The organism is Thalassomonas actiniarum, assembly GCF_000948975.2.
Lineage (GTDB): Bacteria > Pseudomonadota > Gammaproteobacteria > Enterobacterales > Alteromonadaceae > Thalassomonas > Thalassomonas actiniarum.
In genome coordinates, this window is record NZ_CP059735.1 from 2,217,343 (window position 1) to 2,242,856 (window position 25,514).

Annotated in this window: 22 protein-coding genes; 15 read left to right on the top strand and 7 right to left on the bottom strand. The window is 47.3% G+C overall.

Annotated features, from left to right (window positions below):
• Positions 1–9 precede the first annotated feature (9 nt).
• From SG35_RS09585 to SG35_RS09595, 3 genes are all read left to right on the top strand, one after another.
• A complete protein-coding gene (locus SG35_RS09585) occupies positions 10–594 on the top strand; it encodes an elongation factor P hydroxylase (RefSeq protein ID WP_044832462.1) in 585 nt (194 codons plus the stop codon).
• A complete protein-coding gene (locus SG35_RS09590; RefSeq protein WP_044832463.1) occupies positions 591–1,724 on the top strand; it encodes an ATP-NAD kinase family protein in 1,134 nt (377 codons plus the stop codon). Before SG35_RS09585 ends, SG35_RS09590 begins: the two co-directional genes overlap by 4 nt.
• A gap of 84 nt (positions 1,725–1,808) precedes the next feature.
• Positions 1,809–2,081, top strand: a complete 273-nt coding sequence (locus tag SG35_RS09595) for a YfcL family protein (protein WP_044832464.1) — start codon at positions 1,809–1,811, stop codon at positions 2,079–2,081.
• A gap of 58 nt (positions 2,082–2,139) precedes the next feature.
• Here SG35_RS09595 and mnmC read toward each other — a convergent pair whose 3' ends face one another.
• On the bottom strand, positions 2,140–4,140 hold the full coding sequence (mnmC, locus tag SG35_RS09600; RefSeq protein WP_236702577.1) for a bifunctional tRNA (5-methylaminomethyl-2-thiouridine)(34)-methyltransferase MnmC2/FAD-dependent 5-carboxymethylaminomethyl-2-thiouridine(34) oxidoreductase MnmC1: 2,001 nt from the start codon (positions 4,138–4,140) through the stop codon (positions 2,140–2,142).
• Between the two features lie 175 nt (positions 4,141–4,315).
• On the opposite strand from mnmC, the gene fabB reads away from it, so the two are divergent.
• Both fabB and SG35_RS09610 read left to right on the top strand, forming a co-directional pair.
• Positions 4,316–5,527 (top strand): beta-ketoacyl-ACP synthase I, encoded by a 1,212-nt coding sequence (gene fabB / locus SG35_RS09605; protein WP_044832466.1) that lies wholly within the window; start codon positions 4,316–4,318, stop codon positions 5,525–5,527.
• Positions 5,528–5,734: 207 nt separating this feature from the next.
• A complete protein-coding gene (locus SG35_RS09610) occupies positions 5,735–6,946 on the top strand; it encodes a GAF domain-containing sensor histidine kinase (RefSeq protein WP_160298278.1) in 1,212 nt (403 codons plus the stop codon).
• A gap of 106 nt (positions 6,947–7,052) precedes the next feature.
• Here the strand turns inward: SG35_RS09610 and SG35_RS09615 are convergent, their stop codons facing one another.
• Positions 7,053–7,937 carry a PEP-CTERM sorting domain-containing protein gene (locus tag SG35_RS09615; RefSeq protein WP_084692693.1) on the bottom strand — a complete coding sequence of 295 codons (885 nt, stop codon included), beginning with the start codon at positions 7,935–7,937 and terminating at the stop codon, positions 7,053–7,055.
• 266 nt (positions 7,938–8,203) lie between these two features.
• On the opposite strand from SG35_RS09615, the gene SG35_RS09620 reads away from it, so the two are divergent.
• The 9 genes from SG35_RS09620 to purF all read left to right on the top strand — a co-directional run bounded on the left by SG35_RS09620 (position 8,204) and on the right by purF (position 20,373).
• Positions 8,204–9,325 carry a 4-phosphoerythronate dehydrogenase gene (locus SG35_RS09620; protein ID WP_044832469.1) on the top strand — a complete coding sequence of 374 codons (1,122 nt, stop codon included), beginning with the start codon at positions 8,204–8,206 and terminating at the stop codon, positions 9,323–9,325.
• A gap of 24 nt (positions 9,326–9,349) precedes the next feature.
• Positions 9,350–10,369, top strand: a complete 1,020-nt coding sequence (locus SG35_RS09625) for an aspartate-semialdehyde dehydrogenase (RefSeq protein ID WP_044832470.1) — start codon at positions 9,350–9,352, stop codon at positions 10,367–10,369.
• Between the two features lie 186 nt (positions 10,370–10,555).
• Positions 10,556–14,236 (top strand): FimV/HubP family polar landmark protein, encoded by a 3,681-nt coding sequence (locus SG35_RS09630; protein ID WP_274055400.1) that lies wholly within the window; start codon positions 10,556–10,558, stop codon positions 14,234–14,236.
• Between the two features lie 220 nt (positions 14,237–14,456).
• Positions 14,457–15,239, top strand: a complete 783-nt coding sequence (gene truA, locus SG35_RS09635) for a tRNA pseudouridine(38-40) synthase TruA (RefSeq protein ID WP_044832472.1) — start codon at positions 14,457–14,459, stop codon at positions 15,237–15,239.
• A gap of 188 nt (positions 15,240–15,427) precedes the next feature.
• Positions 15,428–16,285 (top strand): acetyl-CoA carboxylase, carboxyltransferase subunit beta, encoded by an 858-nt coding sequence (gene accD / locus SG35_RS09640; protein ID WP_044832473.1) that lies wholly within the window; start codon positions 15,428–15,430, stop codon positions 16,283–16,285.
• Between the two features lie 5 nt (positions 16,286–16,290).
• Positions 16,291–17,592, top strand: a complete 1,302-nt coding sequence (folC, locus tag SG35_RS09645; protein WP_044832474.1) for a bifunctional tetrahydrofolate synthase/dihydrofolate synthase — start codon at positions 16,291–16,293, stop codon at positions 17,590–17,592.
• Between the two features lie 9 nt (positions 17,593–17,601).
• On the top strand, positions 17,602–18,258 hold the full coding sequence (locus SG35_RS09650; RefSeq protein WP_044832475.1) for an SPOR domain-containing protein: 657 nt from the start codon (positions 17,602–17,604) through the stop codon (positions 18,256–18,258).
• Positions 18,259–18,349: 91 nt separating this feature from the next.
• Positions 18,350–18,832: a CvpA family protein gene (locus SG35_RS09655; protein ID WP_044832476.1), complete on the top strand. Its 483-nt coding sequence runs from the start codon at positions 18,350–18,352 to the stop codon at positions 18,830–18,832.
• 26 nt (positions 18,833–18,858) lie between these two features.
• Positions 18,859–20,373, top strand: coding sequence for an amidophosphoribosyltransferase (gene purF / locus SG35_RS09660; protein ID WP_044832477.1), 1,515 nt, complete (start codon positions 18,859–18,861; stop codon positions 20,371–20,373).
• 265 nt (positions 20,374–20,638) lie between these two features.
• Here the strand turns inward: purF and SG35_RS09665 are convergent, their stop codons facing one another.
• Together SG35_RS09665 and SG35_RS09670 are read right to left on the bottom strand one after the other, a co-directional pair.
• A complete protein-coding gene (locus tag SG35_RS09665) occupies positions 20,639–21,238 on the bottom strand; it encodes a Yip1 family protein (RefSeq protein WP_044832478.1) in 600 nt (199 codons plus the stop codon).
• A gap of 214 nt (positions 21,239–21,452) precedes the next feature.
• Positions 21,453–21,728: a hypothetical protein gene (locus SG35_RS09670; RefSeq protein WP_044832479.1), complete on the bottom strand. Its 276-nt coding sequence runs from the start codon at positions 21,726–21,728 to the stop codon at positions 21,453–21,455.
• A gap of 187 nt (positions 21,729–21,915) precedes the next feature.
• On the opposite strand from SG35_RS09670, the gene miaE reads away from it, so the two are divergent.
• On the top strand, positions 21,916–22,680 hold the full coding sequence (gene miaE / locus SG35_RS09675; RefSeq protein WP_044832480.1) for a tRNA isopentenyl-2-thiomethyl-A-37 hydroxylase MiaE: 765 nt from the start codon (positions 21,916–21,918) through the stop codon (positions 22,678–22,680).
• A gap of 65 nt (positions 22,681–22,745) precedes the next feature.
• On the opposite strand, the gene SG35_RS09680 is transcribed toward miaE, so the two are convergent.
• The 3 genes from SG35_RS09680 to SG35_RS09690 form a co-directional block, all read right to left on the bottom strand.
• On the bottom strand, positions 22,746–23,948 hold the full coding sequence (locus tag SG35_RS09680) for an acyltransferase family protein (RefSeq protein WP_044832481.1): 1,203 nt from the start codon (positions 23,946–23,948) through the stop codon (positions 22,746–22,748).
• A 233-nt stretch (positions 23,949–24,181) separates the two neighbouring features.
• Positions 24,182–24,937, bottom strand: a complete 756-nt coding sequence (locus SG35_RS09685) for a UDP-2,3-diacylglucosamine diphosphatase (protein WP_044832482.1) — start codon at positions 24,935–24,937, stop codon at positions 24,182–24,184.
• A 35-nt stretch (positions 24,938–24,972) separates the two neighbouring features.
• A complete protein-coding gene (locus tag SG35_RS09690) occupies positions 24,973–25,464 on the bottom strand; it encodes a peptidylprolyl isomerase (RefSeq protein ID WP_044832483.1) in 492 nt (163 codons plus the stop codon).
• Positions 25,465–25,514 lie beyond the last annotated feature (50 nt).

Consider the following 25,514-nt stretch of genomic DNA (forward strand, 5'->3'; position numbering starts at 1 on the left):
TAGTGAATTATGTTACATCGTTACCAGGATCTGATCAGCCTTTTTGATTCGGGCTTAGGTGCGCAGTTTAATACCCGTTTGGTTAAGGGAGGCGATGAGCCAGTCTATCTTCCTGCCGGCGAGAATTGTCCCTACCATCAAATTATTTTTGCCCGTGGCTATTATGCCAGCGCCTTGCATGAAGTTGCCCACTGGTGTATTGCCGGACAGGCGCGGCGTTTGCTGGAAGATTTCGGTTACTGGTATTTGCCCGATGGACGCAGTGAACAGCAGCAACAGGCATTTGAGCAAGTGGAGATTAAACCCCAGGCGCTGGAGTGGGCGTTTTGTGTCGCCGCCAATAAGCGCTTTAATGTCTCCGCCGACAATCTTAACGGCGCCGGCGCCGATACCATGGCTTTTAAAGTGGCGGTGTACCGGCAGGTGCTTAACTACCTTGAAGTTGGCTTTCCTCCCCGGGGGCAACAATTTATTGATGCCCTGGCCAAGTTCTATAGTGTAAAGACACCGTTAACGGCAGAGGATTTTGAGCTTGATGCTCATTTGCAGGAAATGTATCAGCAAAGCTGTGAAAAAGAGGACCAGACAGTATGAGCCGTTTTAAACTGGGATTTATCATCAACCCGATTGCCGGGATCGGCGGCAGTGTTGCCTTAAAAGGCAGTGATGGTCAGGGGACGCCTGAGCAGGCGTTGGCGCTGGGAGCAACGGCCAAGGCGAATTTTCGCGCCAGTCAGGCACTGGAGGTGTTATTGCCCTATAAAGAGCAACTGGTAATTTACACCGCCAATGATTTGATGGGGGCCGAATGTGCTGCTGCGCTGGGTTTTTGTGTCGAAACCTTATATCACAGCGAGGGGGAAATGACCTCCGCCCTGGATACGCAAAAGGCAGTCGATACCTTATTGGCCCGGGATATCGATATTTTATTGTTTGCCGGCGGTGACGGCACTGCCCGGGATATTTGCCAACAGGTGGGGGACAGTTTTCCGGTATTGGGCATTCCCGCCGGTTGTAAAATTCACTCCGGGGTTTATGCGGTTACACCAAAAGCCGCGGGACGGGTGATCGAATTAATGGTGACTAAGCAGCTGGTGACGTTAACCGAAGCCGATGTCATGGACATCGATGAAAGCCTGTTCCGAGACGGGATCGTCAAAGCGAAGCGTTTTGGTGAAATGCAAATCCCCAGTGAGCTGCGTTATATCCAGGCGGTTAAATCCGGCGGTAAAGAATCCGATGAGCTGGTATTGCAGGATATTGCCGCCGATATCATAGAGCAGATGGACGATGAATTATTTATTATCGGCTCCGGCTCTACCACGGCATTTATCATGGAAGAGCTTGGCCTGGAAAATACCTTGCTGGGGGTTGATGTTTTGCACCAGCAAGAGGTGGTGGCCAATGATATGACCGAAAGTGACTTATGGTCACTGATCAGGGAGCGGCAACCGGGCCAGGTTAAGTTGGTGATCACCCTCATTGGCGGACAGGGGCATGTTTTTGGCCGCGGTAACCAGCAATTAAGCCCGAGGATCATTCAGGCGATAGGCAAAGAAAATATCATTATCGTGGCCACGAAAAGCAAACTGGCGGCGTTAGATAACCGGCCCCTGATTGCCGATACCGGCGATGCCGATTTAGATAAGGCGCTTAGCGGTTATTTTCCGGTAACCACAGGTTATAAAGACCAGGTGCTTTATCCGCTGTCGAGCCCGGAATAATAAGTCAATTTAAACGCTTGCCTGAACCTTATTTTAGTTAGAGCAGCGCAGGCAAAAAGCAGAGTAAAAAATTTAGGAAAGAAAATGCAGTTAACCAATTTAGCCTCCCTTTACCAGTATTTTGATGACATGGTGGCCTCAGATGCCGACAGCGATACCTTGTTTGCCAGCAGCTACCTCCGCGGTTTTATCAGCCTGGCCGCCAGCAGTTATGGTGATGAACAGCAAGCTTTATCGGCGCAACTGGCGCAGGAGGTCAGTGAACAGTTACATCAGGCCCGAACCGAACTGGCGCCGCAGGACAGGCAACTGGTGAATAATTTCTGGCTGGAATTACAGGGATATTTTTCTGCTTAGATGAAGCTAGTATCGGGTTTATGTGATTAACGAACAGCATAAACCCGTTTTAGGTCGTTTAGCACTTACCTTTGATAATGTCCCGAATGATGAAACGGTTGGGGGCAAGGTTAAACAGCATTTTACTGTCTACCGGGTAGGGCGTACCGCAGATATCTGCGGCTAAAATGTCCGCCAACAGCGGAGCCGAGCAAAGTCCCCGGGCCCCCAGCCCTGTCATCAGATAAAGGTTGTCTATCACCGGAGCCGCCTGGTTAAAGCGCCAGTTCTTATCTTTGGCCAGATGGGCATATATGGTTTTATGGGCCTGGATATCCGGCATAGGTCCTACCATGGGAATGTGATCCGGGGTCATGCAGCGTAATCTGGCCTTGCTGGCGATAACATCTTCTGCGTTCCATTGACTCATTCCGGGTAAACACTTCTCCAGCATAGCCAGATTATAGGCATCGTCTTCGGCTTTGGCCCGGGTATCAAAGCTGTTTTTCTCAAACGTGGCCCCGATACAGTGCAGTCCCTTATGCTCAGGCGTCAGGTAACCCTTATGGCACAATACCGTGCTTAACTTGTCTGTTTCCGGATTAGTTTGCATCGAGCTGACCTGGCCCCGCACCGAGCTTAGCGGTAGTTGATCTGCGATATTTAATTTTATCGACTCGGCGCCGCCGCAGATAATCAGCACTTTTTCGTTAAAGCTGGCATGTTCGCTGCGCAGTTGCCAGCTGAGATCTTCATTTTGCTGAATGTGATCGATTTTTATGTCTGCTTTGATTTTCAAGCGGTTTGTCGCCTGTGCGGCGCTAAACAGTGTTTTCACCAGCTCGCCGGGGGCAATCCAGCCGGCGCCCGGCATAAACAAACCGCCAAAATCGAGCTTGAGTCCGGCAAGTTCACTGGCCTGCTCGGCGTTAACGCCGTGTATCAAGGTTTTTGGCCAGCTCTTTAATTGCTCAAACAACTGCTGGCGTTTTTCCAGGCTTTCCTTATAGGAGACTTCCAGCAAACCACACCACTGGTGGGGAAAGTGATGGCCTTCATCGCTCACTTGCTGGTAAAGGCTTTTGGCCCGGTTAAAGGCTTGTTGGTAAAACAAACTGATATCATCGGCTTGCTGATGCAGCAGCGGATATAAAGCGCCGATGGCATTGCTTGAAGCCCCCTGGGCCACTGTACTGTCCTGGCAATATAAGTTCACTTTAACGCCAAGCCGGGTTAAGGCGTATGCCGCGCAGGCGGAGGCAATGCCGCCGCCGATAATCCCCACCTGGTGGGGTTTGTTGATGCTCGGCCTTAACCGGTAACCTTTACCGGAATTTTTACCCTGCTGGAAAATGCCGGTTAACATCTGTTTTTTCTTGCCGCCGGTGGCCTTTTTCTCCAGGCGAAAACCTATCTCGGCCAACTGCCGCCGGACCAGGCCGGCCACGGTAAAGGTGGCGACACTGGCTTGTTCTTTTGATAACCGGGCGATTTGCTCAAATAAAGGGGCATGCCACATGTCCGGATTTTTTCTCGGGGAAAAGCCGTCCAGGTACCAGGCATCGATCAAGCCGCTTTTTTTGGTTTTAAGGGCCGAAAAGGCTTGGGCGGCATCATCAAAATAAAGTTGTAGGGTCACTTTGCCGCCGAAGAATTTTCCCTGCCACATTTGTTCGCACTTATCCGGATATTGCTCAACCAGGGATTGTGCATACTCTGCCAGCTCGGGCAAAATGGCTAATGATTTTTCGAGTTGCTCTTTGGTTAGCGGATATTTCTCAACACTGATAAAGGTCAGGGGTAATAGGGGACTTTCCCCGTTTTTTTGTAAAGCCAGTTGTTGCTGTACTTTTTGATACACCTGTAAGGTGAGTAGAAAATTTAACCCGCTGCCAAAGCCGGTTTCGGCGATGGTTAACGGTGATTTACCCTGCAACAGGCGATTATAGATATCATTGCCCTGGATAAAGACGGCACTGCTTTGTTGGCAGCCTGAGTCTGAATCGAAGTAAATATCTTGGAACTGTTCTGAAAAAGGGGCGCCGTCGGCGCCGAAAGAAATTGGGTTATCGCTGTTCACAGGGTTATAAATTGCTGTTAGTTTATATATATACGGTGTATTTTACCTGTACTTTAGCTGCTGTGTCATATAAATTAATAAGTCAGTGTACAGGTGTACGCTGGACAGACCAGTATCAGGGGCAAAAGTCGGTATGATATGCCCGAATTTTAAATATTAATATGGTTATATATAAATGAAACGTGTAGTGATCACCGGATTAGGTATTGTCTCTAGCATAGGTAACAATGCAGAAGAAGTTTTAGCTTCGTTAAAATCAGGACGTTCAGGGATTTCCCGCTCAGAAAGCTTTGCCGAAAAAGGCCTGCGCAGCCAGGTATGGGGCAAGCCGGATATTGAAACTAAAGATCATATCGACCGTAAAGCGCTGCGCTTTATGGGGGATGCTGCAGGTTACGCGCATATTGCCATGCAACAGGCCATTGAAGATGCCAAGTTGACCCCGGAGCAAGTCTCTAACTTTCGCACCGGTATTGTTGCCGGCTCAGGCGGCGCTTCCTCGTTGAATGTTGTTAATTCAGCCGATACCTTAAGAGAGCGTGGCGTTAAACGCGTAGGGGCTTATGCGGTGCCTAAAACCATGTCCAGTACTTGTTCAGCCTGTCTGGCAACCCCTTTTAAAATCAAAGGGGTGAATTATTCTATCAGCTCGGCTTGTGCTACCAGTGCCCATTGTATCGGTAATGCCATGGAGCTGATCCAGCTGGGTAAACAAGATATCGTTTTTGCCGGCGGCGGGGAAGAAGTGGACTGGTCACTGGCAATGATGTTTGACGGCATGGGCGCCTTGTCTTCTCAATATAACGATAGCCCGGAAACGGCTTCGCGCACCTATGATGCCGACCGTGACGGTTTTGTTATTTCCGGCGGCGGCGGTATGGTCGTGGTTGAAGAACTTGAACACGCCCTGGCCCGTGGTGCTCATATCTATGCCGAACTGGTTGGCTATGGCGCAACTTCAGACGGTTATGACATGGTAGCACCAAGCGGTGAAGGTGCGGTGCGTTGTATGCAGCAGGCGATGGAAGGGGTAGAAGGCAAGGTCGATTATCTTAATACCCACGGCACTTCAACCCCAGTTGGCGATGTTAAAGAGTTAGGCGCTATCCAGGAAGTGTTCGGTCAGGAATCTCCTGCTATCAGCGCGACTAAAGCCATGACCGGCCATGCCTTAGGTGCTGCCGGTGTTCATGAAGCGATTTATTCTATGCTGATGATGGAGCATAACTTTGTTGCCCCGTCGGTGAATATCACGAATTTAGATGAACAGGCCGAGGGTCTGGATATCGTCACTGAAAAACGTGATACCGAGTTAAACCTGGTGATGTCGAACAGTTTTGGTTTCGGTGGCACTAACGCTACTTTGGTAATGAAAAAATACAAATAACAAGGAGTTACTTGTTGTTTTGAAGGGCGCCGGTTGGCGCCTTTTTTATACATGGATGTATTTATCCTGCAGTGCCATAGAGGGCAAGGAGCAGGATTTATGTGTCGGTTAAAAAAGATATAGCGTTAATATTGAGGTGAAAGAAAGGTATTAGCGACTACACTCATGGTAAGTGAAGAGCGTTTTATTAATGCTGGGGAAACTTTTATGTCCCGGTCACTTTCATTAGATTATTCTGCGTTGCTAATTGAGCAATGGTCACAAACCTTGAACCTGCTGGCAGATATCTTGGACATGCCTGCGGTATTGATCATGAAGCTTGATGGCGAACATATTAAAGTGTTTGCCAAAAGTGAGGGGCAACAAAACCCCTATCGGGTGGGAGAGGCAGAAGTTTTTGACGGTTCGGGGCTTTATTGTGAACATGTCATCAAAAACCGGGAGATGTTAGAGGTCAATAATGCCCTTAAAGACCCGCACTGGGATGCTAATCCGGATATTAAGCTTAACATGATCTATTATCTGGGTTTGCCGCTCAATTATAGTGATGGCCAGCCATTCGGTACCATTTGTGCGCTTGATAACCATGAACGTCCGACAGAAAAAAAATTCCAAAAGTTATTGCTGCATATTAAAAATACCCTTGAAGATCAGTTAAAGGCCTATGATATTCAGCAACAGGTGATCGAGCACAAGAGTCAGAGCCATGTTGAAAACCTGATCCGCGGCATGGCCCATGAACTTAATACGCCAGCAGGGATTGCTATCACTTCTGCTACCACTTTAAGCAGCATGCTTGACGTGTTGACTCAGAAGTTTCACCAGCAAACCCTGTCTAAACATCAATTTCTCGATTTTGAAGAAAAAGCTTCACCTTGCCTGGCGTTAATCAGCACAAACTTGGAGAAAATCTCCAAGCTGGTTGAGCGTTTTAAAGATCTTTCCATGCAATTTTCCATGGATGTCAGCAATATCCGTCTTGAACGTTTTTTGAAAGCCTTATGCGAGGGGTTTAACCATATCTATGGCAAACAGCAGGTGAACTTTCGGTTAAATGCCCCTGATAAGCTCACTTTGCACAGTATTCCTGTGTTGCTGCAAACCGTTATTACCGAATTAGTGGAAAATGCGGTGGAGCATGCCTTTGAAAACACAAAGGTAAGACGCATCGATATTGATGCTGAGCGCTTTCATCACAGGATCTTACTTAGGGTTAGTGATAATGGTATCGGCATAAAACACAATATTTCCGGAGATGTTTTTTCTCCCTGTTTTGCCCGTAAACAAGCAGGGCGTTTTGGTTTGGGGCTTTGCGTGGTCAACAAAATTGTGCAGATGCAACTTAAAGGCAATATCAAGCTGGCAGCACAGAGGCAGGAGGGGACTGTGTTTGAAATGGTGTTGCCGGATTTGGCTTAAAGAGATAGTAGGCGCTCGATAAATATCAGCAATAAACGTGTGTTTCTACAAGAGTAAGGAAGATTTCGTAGCCGGGCCAAGTTAGCCCGGCTGTAATCTTTAGCCGTTAAGCACGTTTGCGTTTGGCAAAACCCAGGGCGGCGATGCCCAAACCGAATAACGCCAGAGAGCCGGGTGCCGGTACGCTACAAGGGGGCTGGTCGGCGCCGCCACAGGTACCAAAGGTAAGGCTGCCCATGGTTGACGAGACGGCGGCATAATTCCAGGCATCGAGATTGGAGCCATGATAGGCAACCGGGGTCAACATCTGGCCGTTGGCCTGTAAGCCGGTGGCGACAAAACCTGTGCTTGAGTTGTCGTTGATACAACCGCTGCTGCTATCTGAGCGGCAGGTATCCAGCGAGTCGAGGTATAGGGGAGAGTTAACATCCACTACAGCTTGTGAACTCGGATATGAACCATAGCTGCCATAGAAGTCGCTGACCCCTATGGCGTTGTTGATACTGTTAATGCCGGAAGCGAAAACATTGTGATCTGTGCCCAGCACCAGGCCGCCGCCACGCAGATCCAGCTGATGGGCATAATTTTGCATCCAGGCATCTTCCGGCGACATACCGTTGGCATTGGTCCAGCTAGCGTAAGAAGAAATCATCCGGCCATCTAAAATCAAATTCTGCTCGGTAAGGTTGTTATACCAGTCGCCGATATTGGCATAGTTGGCATTTTGAATGGCGGAATTGTCGGTGCCGACCGATAAGTCATAAACGAAAATCTGGTCAAAGCTGCTGTAGTCGTCATAAACGGCATCATTGAGAAATCTTGTGGTTACATCATGACCGGCAGCGCTAAGCATAGCTGCCAGGCCGTTACCGTCAGCGACATAGTTGCCGGTGTTGACATGGGCAAATAAAATTTGTGAAGCGTTGGCAGACAAAGCAGTAGAAAGTACCAGGCCGGAAACCAGGCCTTTTAAGAGGTTTTTGTACATCATCGAAAATCCTGTTCAATAGTATTGTTATCTTATGTTTTTTTGACGTTAAAAATTTGTCACGGAATAATTAGCAGTAACTATGCCAATCATTTTTTAGCGCTTATTTGTCGCTATGGGAATAAAATCTCTCTATGAATAGGCGGGCCGATGATCTTTTCTTGTCTTTTCAGTGATAAATCTTTTGTTGTCCGTTTTTTTCTGTTTGAAAATCCCTGATAATAGCGCCACCCTTTCTTCCCTTAATAAGGCGCAGCTTCAGATCCGCCATGAAAATTTATTACGATGAGAATATGCCGTTCGCCCGGGAGTTTTTTGCCGGGCTTGGTGAGTTAATTCCCTTTGCCGGCCGGGAGCTTACCCCGCAAATAGCGGCAGATGCCGATGTATTGCTGGTGCGCTCCATTACCCGGGTGAATGCAGCCTTACTCAGTGACAATAAGGGGCTGCAGTTTGTCGGGACCGCCACTATAGGAGTGGATCATATCGATCTGGGCTATTTAAACAGCCGTAATATCGCCTTTAGCGCCGCTCCTGGCTGTAATGCAGTCTCGGTCGCCGAATATGTGCTCAGCGCCCTGGTCGTTTTGGCAGAGCGTTATTTACTGGATTTATCGGCGTTAACTGTGGGTATCGTCGGTGCAGGCAATACCGGTACCCGGTTAAGTGAAAAACTTGATGCTTTAGGCATTAACTACTGTCTGTGCGACCCCTTGCTGGAGCAGCAGGGAGATGAGCGGGAGTTTAGCTCCCTTGAGCAGGTACTTAATTGCGATGTTATTTCCTTACATGTGCCATTAACCACCACAGGAGAATATCCCAGCCATCATTTGCTTAACCGGGATAACCTGGCGCGGCTGACGGACAGGCAGATTCTTATCAATGCCTGCCGGGGAGAAGTGGTGGATAATCAAGCGCTGCTGGCCCTGAAACAGCAGGGACACGGGCTAAAATTGGTGTGGGATGTCTGGGAAAATGAGCCGGATGTTTTACAGCCCCTGATTGAACATACCGAAATTGCCACCGCCCACATTGCCGGCTACAGCCTGGAAGGAAAAGCGCGCGGCACTGAAATGCTGTATTTGGCTTTATGTAAGCAGCTGAAAATTAAGCCTAATTTATCGCTTGAACAGTTTCTGCCACAAGCGGCTATAAGTTATGTAGAAATAAAACAACATTTTGATGAAATTATACTAAACCAGCTGGTAAAAATGGTTTACGATGTCAGGCGTGACGATGGTATTTTTCGTCAGCAACTAACTAGTCAAGGTTTTGACATGCTTCGTAAAAACTATCCGGTGCGCCGGGAGTTTTCCGCGGTAACCGTCGCCTTGGAAGAACAGGCCAGCAGTGATGTGCCCCATCAGCTGGGTTTTAATTTCCCCCGATAAGAGTAAGAGAAGAGAGAGAGGAGCATGGCACAGAAATTTGATGTTTGCGTACTTGGTGCAACCGGTTTGGTAGGCAAAACCATTATTGAAATTCTTGAACAAAGAGATTTTCCCATCAATAAACTTTACCCCCTGGCAAGCGCACGCTCTGCCGGTGAATTCGTTGAATTTAACGGGGAAAGTATTGAAGTTTTAGACGCCGATAATTTTGACTGGAGCCAGGCCCAGATCGGTTTCTTTTCTGCCGGCGGCGCCGTGTCTGCAAAATATGCTCCTATTGCCGGTGATGAAGGCTGTATTGTCATTGATAATACTTCTGAGTTCCGCTACGACGCCGATATTCCATTGGTGGTGCCGGAAGTGAATCCCCAGGCACTGGCCGAGTACCGTAACCGTAATATTATTGCCAATCCTAACTGTTCAACCATCCAAATGATGGTGGCGTTAAAGCCTATTTATGATGCCGTAGGACTTGAGCGCATCAATGTCAGCACTTACCAGTCGGTTTCCGGCGCCGGCAAAGAGGCTATGGATGAATTGGCCAAGCAGTGTGCGGACTTGCTCAGCGGTAAGCCGATCGACCCTAAAGTATTCTCTCGCCAGATTGCCTTTAATGTTATTCCGCAAATCGACAGCTTTGAAGACAATGGTTATACCCGTGAAGAAATGAAAATGGTCTGGGAAACGAAAAAGATCCTCGGCGATGAAAATGTGCTAGTGAACCCGACCGCGGTACGGGTTCCGGTATTTTTCGGTCACGGCGAAGCCCTGCATATCGAAACCGGCTCACCGATTTCTGCCGAAGAGGTCAAAGACCTGTTAAGCCAGGCTCCGGGTTTGGTGGTTTGTGAACAGGATGAGGATTTTCCGACCCAGATAGGCAATGCCAGCGGTCAGGATGATACCTATGTTGGCCGTATCCGCGAAGATATCAGCCATAACAATGGTATCAATATGTGGATAGTGGCGGATAATACGCGCAAGGGCGCGGCGACCAACAGTATTCAGATTGCCGAGCTGTTGATTAAAGAATATTTATCCTAAATCATGCTTCACAGCTAAAAGAGAGAATTTCCTAAAGTAAATCAGAAACTAGCCGTTATAGATCATGGTTGGTTTCTGGTTTATATTAATAGTTATTAGTACTTGGAACAAACTTTGCTTTATTATATTGGTCTAAGAAGTGCCAATCTATTGGCGATAAAAATGATTATAACTAGGAAATTCTAGATGCAACGATGGTTAAGCCTGTGCCTGTGGCAGGTTCTTTTTGTTGGTATGGTGAGTATGCCGGTATTTGCTTTTCAGGAAGCCGGGATACAAATTCGAGGTCCTAAAAACACCGACCCTTTTCCTTATGGCCGTTACGGGCCTATCTCAGGGCAAGATACCTTGTGGGGCATCGCCACCCAGGTACGTCCAGACCCCGGTTTATCTATTTATCAGGTTATGCAGGCCCTGTATCGGGCCAATCCCCAGGCTTTTGCCGATAACAATATCAATCATCTGGTTGAAGGTCAGTTAATGGCGGTACCTGCCTATGATGAAATGGTGCGTATCAATAAATCCGCTGCCCAACAATTAGTCGAACAAGCGGTGCAGGCCTGGAGTAAAGGCGGCAGGCAACCCGAAGAGCAGTCGGTTCAGAAAAAAGATCTGGAAGCGGCCAAATCTGAAATCAATGATCAGTTGCAAAATTATGGCAATTCCCAGCAACAGAAACTTAAAGTGATCCAAAGGGATGTTGCCGACTCCATTGACGGCTTGCAGGCGATTTTAAAAGAAAATGCAGAATTAAGGGCCAAGCTGGCGGTCTTTACTGAGCAGCTGGCGGTGATGCAGCAAGAAGTGGCCAAAAGCGAAGAAATCAAACCTCAGATGGATGACATCCTTAAACTGCAACAGGAAATGTATACCCTGGCGGCAGAGCGGGATCGTCTGGCGCAGGCAGAAGCTGAGCGGAAAAACTCTCTGAATAATTATTTGCTGATAGGGCTGGGGTCCACCGTGCCGGCACTCTTGCTGGCTGGCGGGGGGTATTTGCTCTGGAATCGCCGTAAAACAGCAACTGCCGATGCCGCAGAGAAACCTGTTGCCAAGAAGAAATCGAAAGCAGCTAAAACTGAAGAGCCTGAGCCGGAAGTTGCGGCAGTTGAAGAGCCGGAGCCGGCGGAGGAATTAACCTTAGATAATGAATTGTCTCTGGATGATGAACTGTCCATAGATCTGGCGGAAAGTGACGATGATTTGTTCTCTGATGATTTGGATGATCTGGGCAGCGATGAATTACTCGATGATGATGTGATTCACCTGGATGATGAGCTTGATGATTTAGACGATCTGGATGATTTAGAAGATATTTCCCTGGATCTTGATGCGGATGAAGAAGGGGAATTACTCGAAGGCGGTGAGCTTGGACAAGGGGATCTGGACGATTTATTATCCGGCTTGGACGAAGATGAAACACCTGAAGAGGAAACCTCTGAAGCACTGCCAGGCGGTGAGTTGGGTCAGGGGGATCTGGATGATTTATTATCCGGTCTGGATGAAGATGAAACATCTGAAGAAGAGACATCAGAAGAGCTGCCCGGCGGTGAACTGGGGCAAGGTGATTTGGATGCCTTATTATCTGGCCTGGATGAGGATGAAACGGCAACAGAAGCAGCAGAAGTAGCTGAGGCTGATTCTGCTGAAGGCTCTGCAGAAATTACCGATCCCGATGATATCGATGCCTTATTAGAAGCTGCCGATAAGGATACTGTGGTGTCGGATCCCGATGATATTGATGCCTTGTTGGAAGCGTCGGCATCGCCTGAACCAGAGGCAGCGAAAGAAATTCCCGAAGGGGCAGATGTTACTGACCCCGATGATATTGATGCCTTGTTGGCAGCATCGGCAGCACCTGAGGCCGCGAAAGAAATTCCTGAAGGGGCTGATGTCACCGACCCTGATGATATTGATGCCTTGTTGGCAGCATCGGCATCGCCTGAGCCAGAGGCCGCGGAGGAAATTCCCGAAGGGGCAGATGTTACCGACCCTGATGATATTGATGCCTTGTTGGCAGCATCGGCAGCACCGGCACCTGAGCCGGCGAAAGAAATTCCCGAAGGAGCGGATGTCACCGACCCCGATGATATTGATGCCTTGTTGGCAGCATCGGCAGCACCGGCGCCTGAACCGGCGAAAGAAATTCCTGAAGGGGCAGATGTTACCGATCCCGATGATATTGATGCCTTGTTGGCAGCATCGGCAGCACCGGCGCCTGAACCGGCGAAAGAAATTCCGGAAGGGGCAGATGTTACCGATCCCGATGATATTGATGCCTTGTTGGCAGCATCGGCAGCACCGGCACCAGAAGCCGCTAAAGAAATTCCGGAAGGGGCGGATGTTACTGACCCTGACGATATTGACGCCTTGTTGGCGGCGGTAGCACCTGAGCCTGAACCAGCGAAAGAAATCCCGGAAGGAGCGGATGTTACCGATCCCGATGATATCGACGCCTTACTGGCGGCGGCAGCGCCAGAAGCTGAGGCAGCACCTGAGTCTGGAGTGGCTGCTGATGTCAATGCCGAGGTGACAGATCCCGACGATATTGATGCTCTCTTGGGGGATATCCAAAACCTGGCCAATGACGAGGTCAGTATTGATGATGTCTTACAGGATGTCGCGGCGGAGCAAAGCAGTGAGCAACCGGCTGATGCCGAGGTTTCAAAGCAAGATGCCGATAGCGTTACAGATGCAGAGACTCGCGCAAAAATAGAAAGTTTTACCGAAGAATATGTTGCTCCCTTCCTGGCGATGGACTTTAGCGATATCACGGGGAAAGACAGCGGCAAAGAAAGTGAGCAAGCAAGTACTGGGGAAATTGACCAGGAAAGTGTCGAAGCCGCCGATAGTGAAAGTGTCCCGGAAAGAGAAGCGGTTAGTGAAGACAGCAAGCAAGATATTGATAAGCTGGATGAGCCTGCTGTTCAGGAAGATGACCTAAACAGTGAACTTGATCTTGATGCCATTTTACAGGATGTGGAAAGTGAAGCGCCATCAGCAGAGGATGAACTCGATATTGGTGACGATATCCTGGATGAAGGTATTCCGGATGAGCTGTTGGATGAGATTGCTCAAAGTGAAGGGGGAGATGAACTTACCGACGCTTTTGAACATGAGCTTGATGAAGCTGCTTTATCCCAGCTATTAACGGAAGACGACGTGGCTGAAGGTGAGCAAGCCGAAGTTGGGGAAGTGGCTAATGAGATCACGCCTGATTTTACCGATGAGAATATTTTGGCTGATTTGCTTACCGATGAGTCGAGCACGAAAAAACAGATAGCAGAAGCATCAGAAATAGATGATATTAAAGAGCTGAATAACTTAGATTTTGATGAATTGCTGGCCAACATTGAAGAAGAGTCGTCACTGACACCAGATGTTCCTGATCTGGCAGAGGAATTAATAGCTGAGTCGAGCGATGAGGCAAGTGAAGCGGTTATCGCTGATGTTCTGGATGATGAGTTCGATATCGGTGATGACCTTGATATCGGCGATGAGCTTGAATTACCGCCAGAAAGTCAGCAAGAGGAGGTTCCTCAGGAACAGGGTTCAGCTGCCGATGAAGATTATGTCTCGGTGGACAGTTTATTATCCGAGACTCAGGAACAGGCCTCCGATGAGGAGCCCTATGAAAAGACCAATATTGATGTCGGTTTTGATGAATTTCCTGAATTTGCCGCCGAAGGCGATGATATCGACGTTGATGATGACAGTAATGCCATCACGGCGAAACTGGATTTAGCCAAGGTCTATATTGAAATCGGCGATGTGGAAAATGCCCAGGTTATTTTACAGGATGTGCTCAGCGACGGTGATGATCAGCAAAAACAAACGGCTGAGGAGTTGTTAAAGGATTTAGGTTGATAGTTTATCATTCGTTGATCTAACCCTGAAAAATCCGCACCTTGTGCGGATTTTTTATTTCCTGGATAAAAGCGGCTCGGATATGGACGCCGGGCAGTAAAGCGCTTTATTGGCTGCCTGGATAAGCACAGGGGATTTTTCGGGACAAATAGCGCGAATGAGTCTTGGCATCACAGCGTAAAATAATGGATAATGCGCCCCCGCAGTAGTGGAGGTTAATATGCGATATGCTTTAGGGGTTGAATATGACGGTAAAAATTATTACGGCTGGCAACGCCAGAATGATTTTGTCAGTGTTCAACAATCATTAGAAACCGCGTTATCTAAAATCGCGGATGAGCCGATAGAAGTCATTTGTGCCGGTCGTACCGATACCGGAGTGAATGCCACCAACCAGGTGGTGCACTTTGATACCGATAAGATCAGAAAAGATGTCGCCTGGACATTAGGTACCAATACTCATTTGCCTAAAGATATTGCCGTTAGCTGGGTCAAAGTAGTCAGTGATGAATTTCACGCGCGTTTTAGCGCCACAGCCCGCCGTTATCGCTATATTATTCACAATAATAATCTGCGTTCGGCCATTCTCAGCAGCGGCTTGAGCTTTTGTCATTATCCGTTAGACGAAAAGCTGATGCATGAAGCGGCGCAGTATCTGATCGGCCGGCATGATTTTGACTCTTTCCGTACCGTACATTGCCAGTCACATTCGCCGATCAGAACTTTGATGCATTGTAATGTCAGCCGCCAGGGGCACTATGTCATTATTGATATTAAGGCCAATGCCTTTTTACATCATATGGTCAGAAATATCGCCGGCAGTTTGATGAGAGTAGGGCAAGGGTTAGAGCCGGTGACCTGGATCAAAGAAGTGCTTGAAGCTAAAAACCGGTGTGTTGCCGGTATCACTGCACCCTCGGGCGGTTTGTACTTTGTTGACGTGGATTACCCCGAAGCGTTTGATATCCCGAAAAGAGATCTTGGTCCTTTGTTTTTAAAATAATGTTTTTAGGATGATGTTTATTTGCGCATAAAAACACAAAACAGACCAGTTTTTTGTAGGTAACATACGCTAAACTATGGTTTAATTCTCGGTTATATTTGTTTTTATTAATTAAAAGACGTTTGTTGATTGTTATTTCAGCAAAACGTCGACACTTTTTCTCGTTGCAACAGGCAAAAAATTAAATTATGAGCTGGATAGAAAAAATTCTCCCGAAAGCGAAAGCGACACAAAAGCGCAATATTCCCGAAGGTGTTTGGAGCAAATGTGGCTCCTGTAACGCCGTGCTGTATAAAGTTGAATTAGACCGTCAAATGTCGGTATGTCCTAAGTGCGATCACCATATGCGCATCAGCGCCCGAAACCGTATTGACGGTTTCCTGGATCAGGGAGAGCGCCTTGAGCTTGGTGAAGAGTTTGAAGCACAGGATATCTTAAAGTTTAAAGACTCCAAGCGTTATAAAGACAGATTAAGCTCGGCACAAAAAAATACCGGGGAAAAAGATGCTTTAGTGGTGATGAAAGGCGAATTGCACGGCATGCCGATAGTTGCTGCTGCTTTTGAATTTTCTTTCTTAGGCGGCTCTATGGCTTCTGTGGTCGGTGCGCGTTTTGTTAAAGGCGTGGAATACTGCCTGGAGCATAACTTACCGTTTGTGTGTTTTTCTGCCAGTGGCGGCGCCCGTATGCAGGAAGCCCTGTTTTCCTTGATGCAAATGGCGAAAACCAGTGCCGCTTTGGCAAAAATGAGCGAAAAAGGCCTGCCGTATATTTCGGTATTAACCGATCCGACCATGGGCGGTGTATCTGCCAGTTTAGCCATGTTAGGTGATGTTAATGTTGCCGAGCCTAAAGCCCTGATTGGTTTTGCCGGTCCGCGGGTTATCGAGCAAACGGTACGGGAAAAACTGCCGGAAGGTTTCCAGCGCAGCGAATTCCTGTTGGAAAAAGGTGCAATTGATTTAATTGTTGACCGCCGTGAAATGCGTGGTACCTTAGCCCGCCTGTTAGGTAAGTTTATGGGGCACACCAGCCCGGTCCAATAATTTTTATGTCACAACAAACTCCAAGCCACTCTTTGCAAAGCAGCCTTCAAGAGTGGCTTTGTTATTTAGAACACCTCCATAGCCAGGAAATTGAACTTGGCTTATCCCGTATCGGCCAGGTCGCCTCGCATCTTAATATCGATTTCAGCTTTGCCAAAGTGATCACTGTTGCCGGTACTAATGGTAAAGGCACCAGTTGTGCCTTTCTTGAGCATGCCCTGCTCGGGCAGGGTAAATCCGTTGCTGTCTATTCTTCTCCCCATATTGAGCGTTTTAATGAGCGTTTGAGAATTAATAAACAGGACTGCGACGATCAGGCTTTTATCCGCGCCTTTGTTGAAATAGAACAGGCCAGGGGAGATATTTCCCTCAGCTATTACGAGTTCACTACCCTGGCTGCTTTTCTGGTATTGATGGCTCAAAAGCCGGATGTGATCATTTTGGAAGTAGGGCTTGGCGGACGTTTGGATGCCACCAATATTATTGATGCCGATATTGCGGTGATCACTACGGTAGATTTGGATCACCAGGCGTTTTTAGGGGATACCCGAGAAGCCATCGGTTATGAAAAAGCCGGCATTATGCGTGCAAACACCCCGGTTGTCGTGGGAGATAAAAACCCGCCTCAATCATTGCTTGATTACGGCAATTCCCTCAATGCCAAAATGTATCTGCGGGAAAGGGATTTTTTCGTCTCTGTTGCTGATGGCAAGGCCGGGCAAACTCATACCGGGCATTGGCAATGGCATTTTGCACAGCAGCTATTGCCGGATCTGGCGTTGCCGTTTATACCCCAGGATAATGTCGCCACGGCGTTAACTGTATTGTCTTTACTTGAGCTTGAGCTTGAGCTAAGTGCTGATCTGGTCAATGGCCTGATCGACAAAACCCGGGTGCCGGGGCGCACCGAGATGTTTCACGGGCAAAGCGATATCATGCTTGATGTTGGCCATAATCCGCAGGCGGCGCGTTATCTTGCTAATGTGCTTGCCAGCAAACGTCAGCAGCAGGGTTATACCCGGGTGTTGGCCGTGGTGGGTATGCTGGCGGATAAAGACATCACCAATACCCTGAAACCTTTAGGGCAAAGCATCGACGGCTGGTACCTTGGCACGCTTGAAGGACCCAGGGCGGCAACGGCTGAGCAGATTGCCCAGTTGATAACAACTGAAGATGAAAACATCAATTGTTTTGACAATGTCACCCAGGCATTTAAAATGGCGTGTAATAATGCAAAAGCAACTGATTTGATACTAGTTTTCGGTTCTTTCTTTACCGTTGCCGAGATCAGACGTTTGCTAGTTTAGGAGCTTCCCTTGTCTACACCCTTTCAAAATCGCTTAGTCGGAACCGTCATTGTTGCAGCGGCGATCGTTATCTTTTTGCCTGATTGGCTCGATGGTGAGAAAAAAACCTATCAGGCTGATTTTGAAGCGATCCCTGAGGCACCGGCCTTTAAAGCGGAGCAGGAAGTAAAGCGTTTTCCCCGGGAAAAGTTGAAAAAGCCGGCCCAGGCCCCCTTGTCAGACGAAGCGGCACTGGATGACGTTACCGATGATAACCAGCAAGCCGGGCAGACTACAGCCCCTGGCAGTGACGATATTAAAGTGGCGGCCCTGGCCAAAGACGAGAATTTTACTGAGGCAGGAAGTACTGCCCCTGAAAGCACCAAGACAGTAAAGGTTAAAGAGCAAGAGAGCAAGCCACCGGCCAAAGCTAAAGTTGATGTTGCCTGGGTGATCCAGCTGGGCAGTTTCCGCCATAAGAAAAATGTCGATGAATTGCTCAGTAAATTAAAAAAGAACGGTTATACCGCTTTTACCAAACCGATCAAAACCCAAAAGGGCACCCTGACCAAAGTGTTTATCGGTCCCGAGTTACACAAGACCTCATTGGAGAAAAAGTTACCTGAGCTGAAACGTTTGACTAAGGTGCAGGGAAAACTTGCGCGTTTTTATCCGACAAAACAGTAATAGCAAACGAAATAAAGGCAATAAAAGGTTAGCTAAGTGGCCTTAGCTTCTGTTAGAATGCGCGCCTCTAATCAATGAGAAAACTTAATTTATGGTTTGGATAGATTATGCCATTTTGGCGTTAATTGGCATATCAACATTAATTAGTCTGGTTCGTGGCTTTGTCAAAGAAGCGGTATCCTTAATTATTTGGATAGGAGCTTTCTTTGTTGCCAGCACCTTTTATGCGAACCTGGCCAGTTTATTAACCAATATCTCAGATCCCTTCTTGCGAAATGCTGCCGCAATCGCCATCCTCTTTATAACTACGCTGATCCTCGGCGCCCTGGTAAACTACCTTATCGGACAACTGGTCACTAAAACCGGTTTGTCGGGAACAGACAGGGTACTGGGACTTGCTTTTGGTGCCCTGCGCGGGGTGTTGATCATCAGTGCTTTGTTATTTTTTATGGATGCTTTTACCCCGGCAGCGACCACCAGCTGGTGGACAGACTCGCAATTAATCCCGGAGTTTAAACTGGTGATAGAATGGTTTTTTGAATATCTGAAACAATCATCGAGTTTTCTTACTTAACGAAGCGTTTTGCGGAGAAATAGTTCATGTGTGGTATCGTTGGTATTGTCGGAAAAAGCTCTGTTGTTCAATCCCTCTATGACGGCTTAACGGTGCTTCAGCACCGGGGTCAGGATGCAGCAGGCATAGTCACCATTCACGACAATACATTTAGATTACGTAAAGCAAATGGTCTGGTGAAAGATGTATTTCATACGCGTCATATGATGCGCTTACAGGGAAGTATAGGCATAGGACATATCCGTTATCCGACTGCAGGCACTTCCAGCTCATCTGAAGCACAACCCTTTTATGCAAACTCTCCTTTTGGTATCTCTTTAGCTCATAACGGTAATTTAACCAATGCCAACGAGTTAAAAGACTGGTTATATACCGAAGCTCGCCGTCATGTAAACACTACCTCGGATTCCGAGTTGCTGTTAAACATCCTGGCACACGAATTACAAAACACCGGTAGTATCGATCTCACCCCGGATGATGTTTTTTCTGCGGTAGCGAATGTCCATCAGCGGGTACGTGGCGCCTATGCGACCGTCGCCCTGGTTATCGGCCACGGCATGGTGGCGTTTCGTGATCCTAACGGCATCCGTCCGCTGGTCTTTGGTAAGCGGGAAACGGAAAAAGGCGTTGAATACATGGTAGCGTCCGAATCTGTCGCCCTGGATGCCTGTGAATTTACCTTTGTCAGGGATGTAGCCCCGGGTGAAACCATCTTCTTCAGTGAAGACGGTCAGTTGTACAGTCAGCAATGTGCGCAAAACCCGACTTACAGCCCCTGTATTTTTGAGTTTGTTTATTTCTCCCGTCCGGACTCGACTATCGATAAAATTTCCGTTTACGCTTCCCGGGTGGAAATGGGCAAAAAGCTGGGTGAGAAAATTGCCCGGGAATGGGACGACCTTGATATCGATGTGGTGATCCCTATTCCGGAAACCTCCTGCGATATCGCCCTGGAAATTGCCCGTCAAATGGATCTGCCTTACCGTCAGGGGTTTGTTAAAAATCGCTATATCGGCCGTACCTTTATTATGCCGGGCCAGGAGCAGCGTAAGAAATCGGTGCGCCAGAAGCTTAATGCCATCAGTGCCGAGTTTGTCGGCAAAAATGTTTTGCTGGTGGACGACTCTATTGTCCGCGGTACCACCTCTGAGCAAATTATCGAAATGGCCCGCGCTGCCGGTGCCAAGAAGGTGTATTTTGCCTCCGCCGCACCTGAAATACGCTTCCCGAACGTATACGGTATCGATATGCCCAGCGCCAATGAGTTAATCGCCCATGGCCGTGAGCTGGACGATATCTGCGAGCTGTTAGGCGCCGATAAGCTGATATTCCAGTCTATTGATGACTTGGTTGCTGCGGTAGGGGTAGCCAACCCGGAAATTAAGATGTTTGAAACTTCTGTGTTCGACGGCAACTATATTACTAATGATATCGATCAGGGATACCTGGAAAGGCTTGATGCCATGCGTAACAATGATACCAAAGAGCGTTCCGATAAAAATGCTGACTCTATTATCGACATGCATAATGAAGGGGCGTAACTTTGCTTTTGTGAGCTGAGTTCATCCTGAACATCGCTGCTCTCATACATCCTTGTATTTGCAGCATTGCTTACAGGATGTAAGTACTTGGCATTTGTCAGGAACAAAAATGCAGACCGTTCATCCTGAACATCGCTGCTCTAATACATCCTTGTATTTGCAGCATACCGTTCATCCTGAACATAAAAGGCACCGCGAGGTGCCTTTTTTATCTCTGGTTTTTAAAGTAAAACCGATTATCGTTTTATATTAGCGCGTGGTCTTTTTAAGCCATGTACTGAGGACCTAAGCCCATGCTCCATAAAATGACCGTTGTTGCCATCATGGCAACCAGCATCACTAAACCACAGGTGACTACCGAGCTGGAATAAATAAAGCCTTTTTCTTCCGGGATATTCATCATGATAGGTACGCCGGAATATAGCAGGTATACCGAGTAACACATGGCGACCATGACGGCCAATACCATGACCCAAAGTATGGGCACTAAAGCGACAACCCCAACCATAAGTAAAGGGGTGGCAGTATAAGCTGCCAACTCTAATGACTGGGTAAAGTTAGGCGTTGAATCAAAGGTTTTTGCCATCCAGTGAATTAAATAAGCCAGGCAAAATACGCCGGCTATCAGGGCACAATACATAGCGACTGCCATTATTGCCGCACTTGTCTGGGTTAGCTTTATCGGATCTCCTGCGCCTATGGTCCAGCCGATGTGTGCGGCCGCATAATAACCGCAAATGGTTGGTATTAGAGCGACGGTTAAGATATGTACCAAGCTGTACATTAAGCTTTCATGACGTTTCTCTATCGTTTGCCATTCTTCTTTCGGGTGAGCATAAAGCCCCCATATATGATTTAATATCATGCTTATTATCCTCTTGCTATCCCCAACTTAATCGTTAACAGCAATCCCTGCTGTTTTATTTTCGGCTTAATTATTTTTATTACCGATATGCTATTTATGTAAGATGGCGAAGCTTTCGTCAAGAGTTGTTTGAAAAACAAGCGTAATTTGACCGGGTTTGTGCTTTTTAATAGTGAAAACCAAGGATTTTGATTTTTTTTAGACCATAAGGGTATTAACTGGTGCGAATACGAACGATATTCATTATCTCTATCTCGAACCCTGCCACGGTTTCTGTGGCCGGATAATAGGTAATATTGATGCGCTGGCCGGCTAAGGATTTGTATTGCTGCTTTCGTTTATATTTAAAAGGCACATCAACACCTTCTAACATCAGGGTATTGATGATCCACTCATCCTGCTCGCGCTGGACATGAGATAATACTTTAATGGCTTCGGTATGCACCAGTTTCTGATGTTTCTCGGTTAATTTCTCTGCGGCTGTTTTCATTGTCTTTTGCGGCTTATCAGCTTGTTGTTTGTATAAGTATCTCAATAAATCATGGCCGGGCACAGTCCTAACGCTTATTTTCAACACTTAGCCGCTATTAACTTTGATGTGGCTATACACCTGATGAAAACATTCATGATAAAATTGTCTTTTTATCGCTTTTGTTATGTTAAGTATCGAGGTTTGAGTGTCCCACCAGCAGTTATTAGCCCCCATTCTAGATTTTTTAGCCTGTGAAACCCCAAAAGCGTGGATTGATGAAGCGGCTAAAAAAGAAAACTTACCTGTGGTCCTTATCGACCATTTAATTTGTGAGCTAAAAGCCGCCCAATCTGCGATGTTCCTGATCCGCAAATACGCGGTGGATAAAGCAAGCGGCGATGCCCTGCTGGCATGGCTTAAGCCGTTTGAAACCTTAGTCTATAAAAGGGAAGGGGACTGGCGCAGCCTGCCGGGTAAGAATAACCTGACCAAGGCGGTTATTCCCAAGTCAGACTCGCCCTATGGCCAGGACCTGATAGATAAAATGGTGCTGTTGATCAAAGAAGAGTTACATCACTTTTACCAGGTACTGGAAATCATGGACGAGTACGGCATCGAATACCAGAGCATTACGCCGTGTCGTTATGCCAAAGGTCTGCTACGGCATGTGAAAACTTATGAACCGGATGCCATGGTGGACAAACTGATCATAGGCGCTTATATAGAAGCGCGCTCGTGTGAACGTTTTGCCCGTCTGGCACCTCATGTTGATAAACGCTTGGGAGATTTCTATGTTTCCCTGCTGCGCTCAGAAGCCCGCCATTACCAGGACTATTTAACCTTAGCCGAGCAGGTTGCCGGTAAAGATATCAGTGAAAGGGTGAACTTTTTTGCCGAAGTCGAAGCCGAGTTGATCAGCACTACGGATGAGGATTTTAAGTTTCACAGTGGTGTGCCATCCGGGCGATAAGGGCCCTAATAGCGTGTTAGCGGTTCACTAACACGCTTCAGTGATCATTACCTGAGTCGAGCTGCTTAACTGTTATTAGCAACCGTCTCTTTAGGTTGAGCGGCATTAACGCCCGGCTTGAAGATGCCGAGTACGCTTTTGGCAAACAGGTTACTGATCTTCATGCCGGTTAAGTCGACATATTTGTAGAAATAGACGGCGGCAACATAAACGGCTGCAACGGTGAGTAACGAGGCCGATAAAGCCGATAAATGATAAGAGCCGCTATAACCGAAACTGAGTTCGAACAGATAAAAGCCCAGTGTTGAGAGCAGGGGTAAATGGATCAAATACACGGAAAATGATACTTTCCCCATAAATACCGGTAGCTTACCCGAGAAAAGCCCGTTAACTCTGTCATTAAAAATCACCGCATAGACCAGGAAAAATCCAGACAGGAAATTACCCAGGATATAAGTTTTCTGGCCGACAATGCTTTCAATCAGCGCATAAGAACTGCTGCCGTTGTGGGCGCCGGCCAGGTAAAGTCCGGTTAACAGCAAGGGGATGGCGATTTTAAGCGAGATCACCCGGCCGTATCGGCAAAAGTAATAACCGCCGTAAAAAGCAATCAGGCCTGCGGTTAATCCCGTGCCTACCAGCTTCAGCCCGGTCAGGGCGAGTAAAACCACCAGGCTGATAACACAGAGGAAAGGAATATTGAACGAGGCCTTATTCATACAGAGAAAATAAATGATAAAAGAACCGAGCAATTCAACCTTCATGGTCCACAACACCGGATTGTACAAGCTTTGCCCTGAGAGGAAAAAGGTGTCTATGGCGCCGTTATAAAAGGCGCCGGTCAGTGAATAATCAAAATCACCATAGTTATTGATCGAGTGGATCATATCTGAACCGGGCATACCGACAAATTGGAAGATTGCTACGGCCAGCAAACAAGAAACCAGTGCCGGCAACATCAGCCTGGGATAACGCTTTATCGCCATGGAAGAAATACGCGATAATGACGGCTGAGATCTTAAGGCTACCTTGGTCAGGATATAGCCGCTTAGCACAAAAAAGATATAAACGGCGGCACTGCCTGAAAAGAAAAAAGTTAAGGGAGAGTGATGAATGAGATTTTGAATATCATAGCCCGTACTGTCTGCAGCATTAAAGTTGTGCAAATAGGGATAGAAAATCAAGCTTAAATGGGACAACACCACCATAAAGCAGGCAACTCCCCTGAGGCCTTCAACAGCCAATAATTTATCGTTTTGACCTGTCATCTTCCAAATCTAAAGTTAATAGCAAAAATTGCGGCTAATGATACCAGAGACTTGCCCCGGTTATTATTTTTATTTTCCAAGATGCTTATTGGCTTTTTCGAAAAGCTGTAGTTAAAGCGGCTTTGACAGCCGCATAACCCTGAGGACAATAACCCGGATAAGTCAATTATTACCCCGCAGAGAAAGCAGGGCTGGAGGTTAGTTTGTCGGAATGATGTATGCGGGAGCTGTTATTAATCAGACAGCTCAAAAGGCTGATTAAGCAGCTCAAACCCTGCCGGGGTTACTTTGAGCCAGGCGCCTTGTTCATACCAGTCTCCCAGTACCACTCTTTGGGCTTTTTGCCCGTTGGCCGTTAGCTGATGAACCGCCGGTCTGTGGGTATGGCCGTGGATCAGCAATTGGCTTTGATATTGCTCCAGGCAGTTGATAACTTCTTGCGGTGTAACATCCATGATTTCCCGGGATTTAACCGAGGTGGCCATGGCGCTTTTTTTCCGGTAATTCTCAGCGATATTACGACGCACAAATAAAGGCAAACTCTTCATGATGGCTTGCCACCACCAGCTGCGGGATTTTTTGCGAAATTTTTGGTAATTGATGTCCCGGGTGCACAAAGTATCCCCGTGCATAATCACCATTTTTTGCCCGTAAAGCTCTATCTGCTCAACTTCGGGTAATAGAACCATGCCTGATTTTTGCGCGTATTTTTTCCCTAACAGGAAATCCCGGTTACCATGAATAAAATAAATTTTGGTCTTTTTTTGCGACAGCTCGGCCAGGGCCCGGGCAATTTCAATAACAAAGGGGCTGTTATCGTCATCACCTATCCAGCTTTCAAATAAATCCCCCAGGATGTATAAGGCCTCGGCCTCAGGGGCATTATTTTTCAAAAAGGATAAAAAACAGGCCGTAATATCCGGCCTGTTTTGAGCTAAATGCAAATCGGCAATAAAATAAGTTACCGGCTCATTTGCTTTAGATGTCATTGAATCTTGTTACTGCTTTAACAATTATTCGGCGATTACTCGACGATAGTTTCTTGAATAATGATTTCATCTTTTGGCACATCGTCATGGAAGCCCATGCGGCCGGTATCGACTAAAGTCATTTTATCAACCACGTCCATACCTTCGGTTACTTCACCGAATACGCAGTAACCCCAGCCTTGTACCGATTCGTTTTTAAAGTCTAAAAAGTCGTTATCAACCAGGTTAATAAAGAACTGCGCCGAAGCAGAGTGCGGATCCTGGGTACGGGCCATGGCTAAAGTACCACGCTTGTTGCTCAGGCCATTGCTGGCTTCGTTTTGGATCGGCTCACGGCTGTCTTTTTCTGCCATACCCGGTTCAAAACCGCCGCCCTGGGCCATAAAGCCTTTAATGACACGGTGGAAGATAGTGCCATTATAAAAGCCATCTTGGGCGTATTGCTGAAAGTTTTTCGCTGTGATGGGTGCCTTATCAAAATCCAGTTCGATTTTAATATCACCTAAATTGGTTTTAAAAGTGATCATTTTTTTATCTCATTGTTAAACACGGGCAAATTGTAACGTAACTTTATCTG

Bases quoted from the DNA above. Each gene is read 5' to 3' on its own strand.
- SG35_RS09585 (WP_044832462.1), top strand. From the start codon at position 10: ATGTTACATCGTTACCAGGATCTGATCAGCCTTTTTGATTCGGGCTTA.
- SG35_RS09630 (WP_274055400.1), top strand. From the start codon at position 10,556: ATGCAACGATGGTTAAGCCTGTGCCTGTGGCAGGTTCTTTTTGTTGGT.
- SG35_RS09590 (WP_044832463.1), top strand. From the start codon at position 591: ATGAGCCGTTTTAAACTGGGATTTATCATCAACCCGATTGCCGGGATC.
- SG35_RS09685 (WP_044832482.1), bottom strand. From the start codon at position 24,937: ATGACATCTAAAGCAAATGAGCCGGTAACTTATTTTATTGCCGATTTG.
- SG35_RS09625 (WP_044832470.1), top strand. From the start codon at position 9,350: ATGGCACAGAAATTTGATGTTTGCGTACTTGGTGCAACCGGTTTGGTA.
- folC (WP_044832474.1), top strand. From the start codon at position 16,291: ATGTCACAACAAACTCCAAGCCACTCTTTGCAAAGCAGCCTTCAAGAG.
- SG35_RS09655 (WP_044832476.1), top strand. From the start codon at position 18,350: ATGGTTTGGATAGATTATGCCATTTTGGCGTTAATTGGCATATCAACA.
- fabB (WP_044832466.1), top strand. From the start codon at position 4,316: ATGAAACGTGTAGTGATCACCGGATTAGGTATTGTCTCTAGCATAGGT.
- SG35_RS09690 (WP_044832483.1), bottom strand. From the start codon at position 25,464: ATGATCACTTTTAAAACCAATTTAGGTGATATTAAAATCGAACTGGAT.
- SG35_RS09615 (WP_084692693.1), bottom strand. From the start codon at position 7,937: ATGATGTACAAAAACCTCTTAAAAGGCCTGGTTTCCGGCCTGGTACTT.
- accD (WP_044832473.1), top strand. From the start codon at position 15,428: ATGAGCTGGATAGAAAAAATTCTCCCGAAAGCGAAAGCGACACAAAAG.
- SG35_RS09620 (WP_044832469.1), top strand. From the start codon at position 8,204: ATGAAAATTTATTACGATGAGAATATGCCGTTCGCCCGGGAGTTTTTT.
- SG35_RS09670 (WP_044832479.1), bottom strand. From the start codon at position 21,728: ATGAAAACAGCCGCAGAGAAATTAACCGAGAAACATCAGAAACTGGTG.
- SG35_RS09665 (WP_044832478.1), bottom strand. From the start codon at position 21,238: ATGATATTAAATCATATATGGGGGCTTTATGCTCACCCGAAAGAAGAA.
- SG35_RS09610 (WP_160298278.1), top strand. From the start codon at position 5,735: ATGTCCCGGTCACTTTCATTAGATTATTCTGCGTTGCTAATTGAGCAA.
- SG35_RS09680 (WP_044832481.1), bottom strand. From the start codon at position 23,948: ATGACAGGTCAAAACGATAAATTATTGGCTGTTGAAGGCCTCAGGGGA.
- SG35_RS09595 (WP_044832464.1), top strand. From the start codon at position 1,809: ATGCAGTTAACCAATTTAGCCTCCCTTTACCAGTATTTTGATGACATG.
- purF (WP_044832477.1), top strand. From the start codon at position 18,859: ATGTGTGGTATCGTTGGTATTGTCGGAAAAAGCTCTGTTGTTCAATCC.
- truA (WP_044832472.1), top strand. From the start codon at position 14,457: ATGCGATATGCTTTAGGGGTTGAATATGACGGTAAAAATTATTACGGC.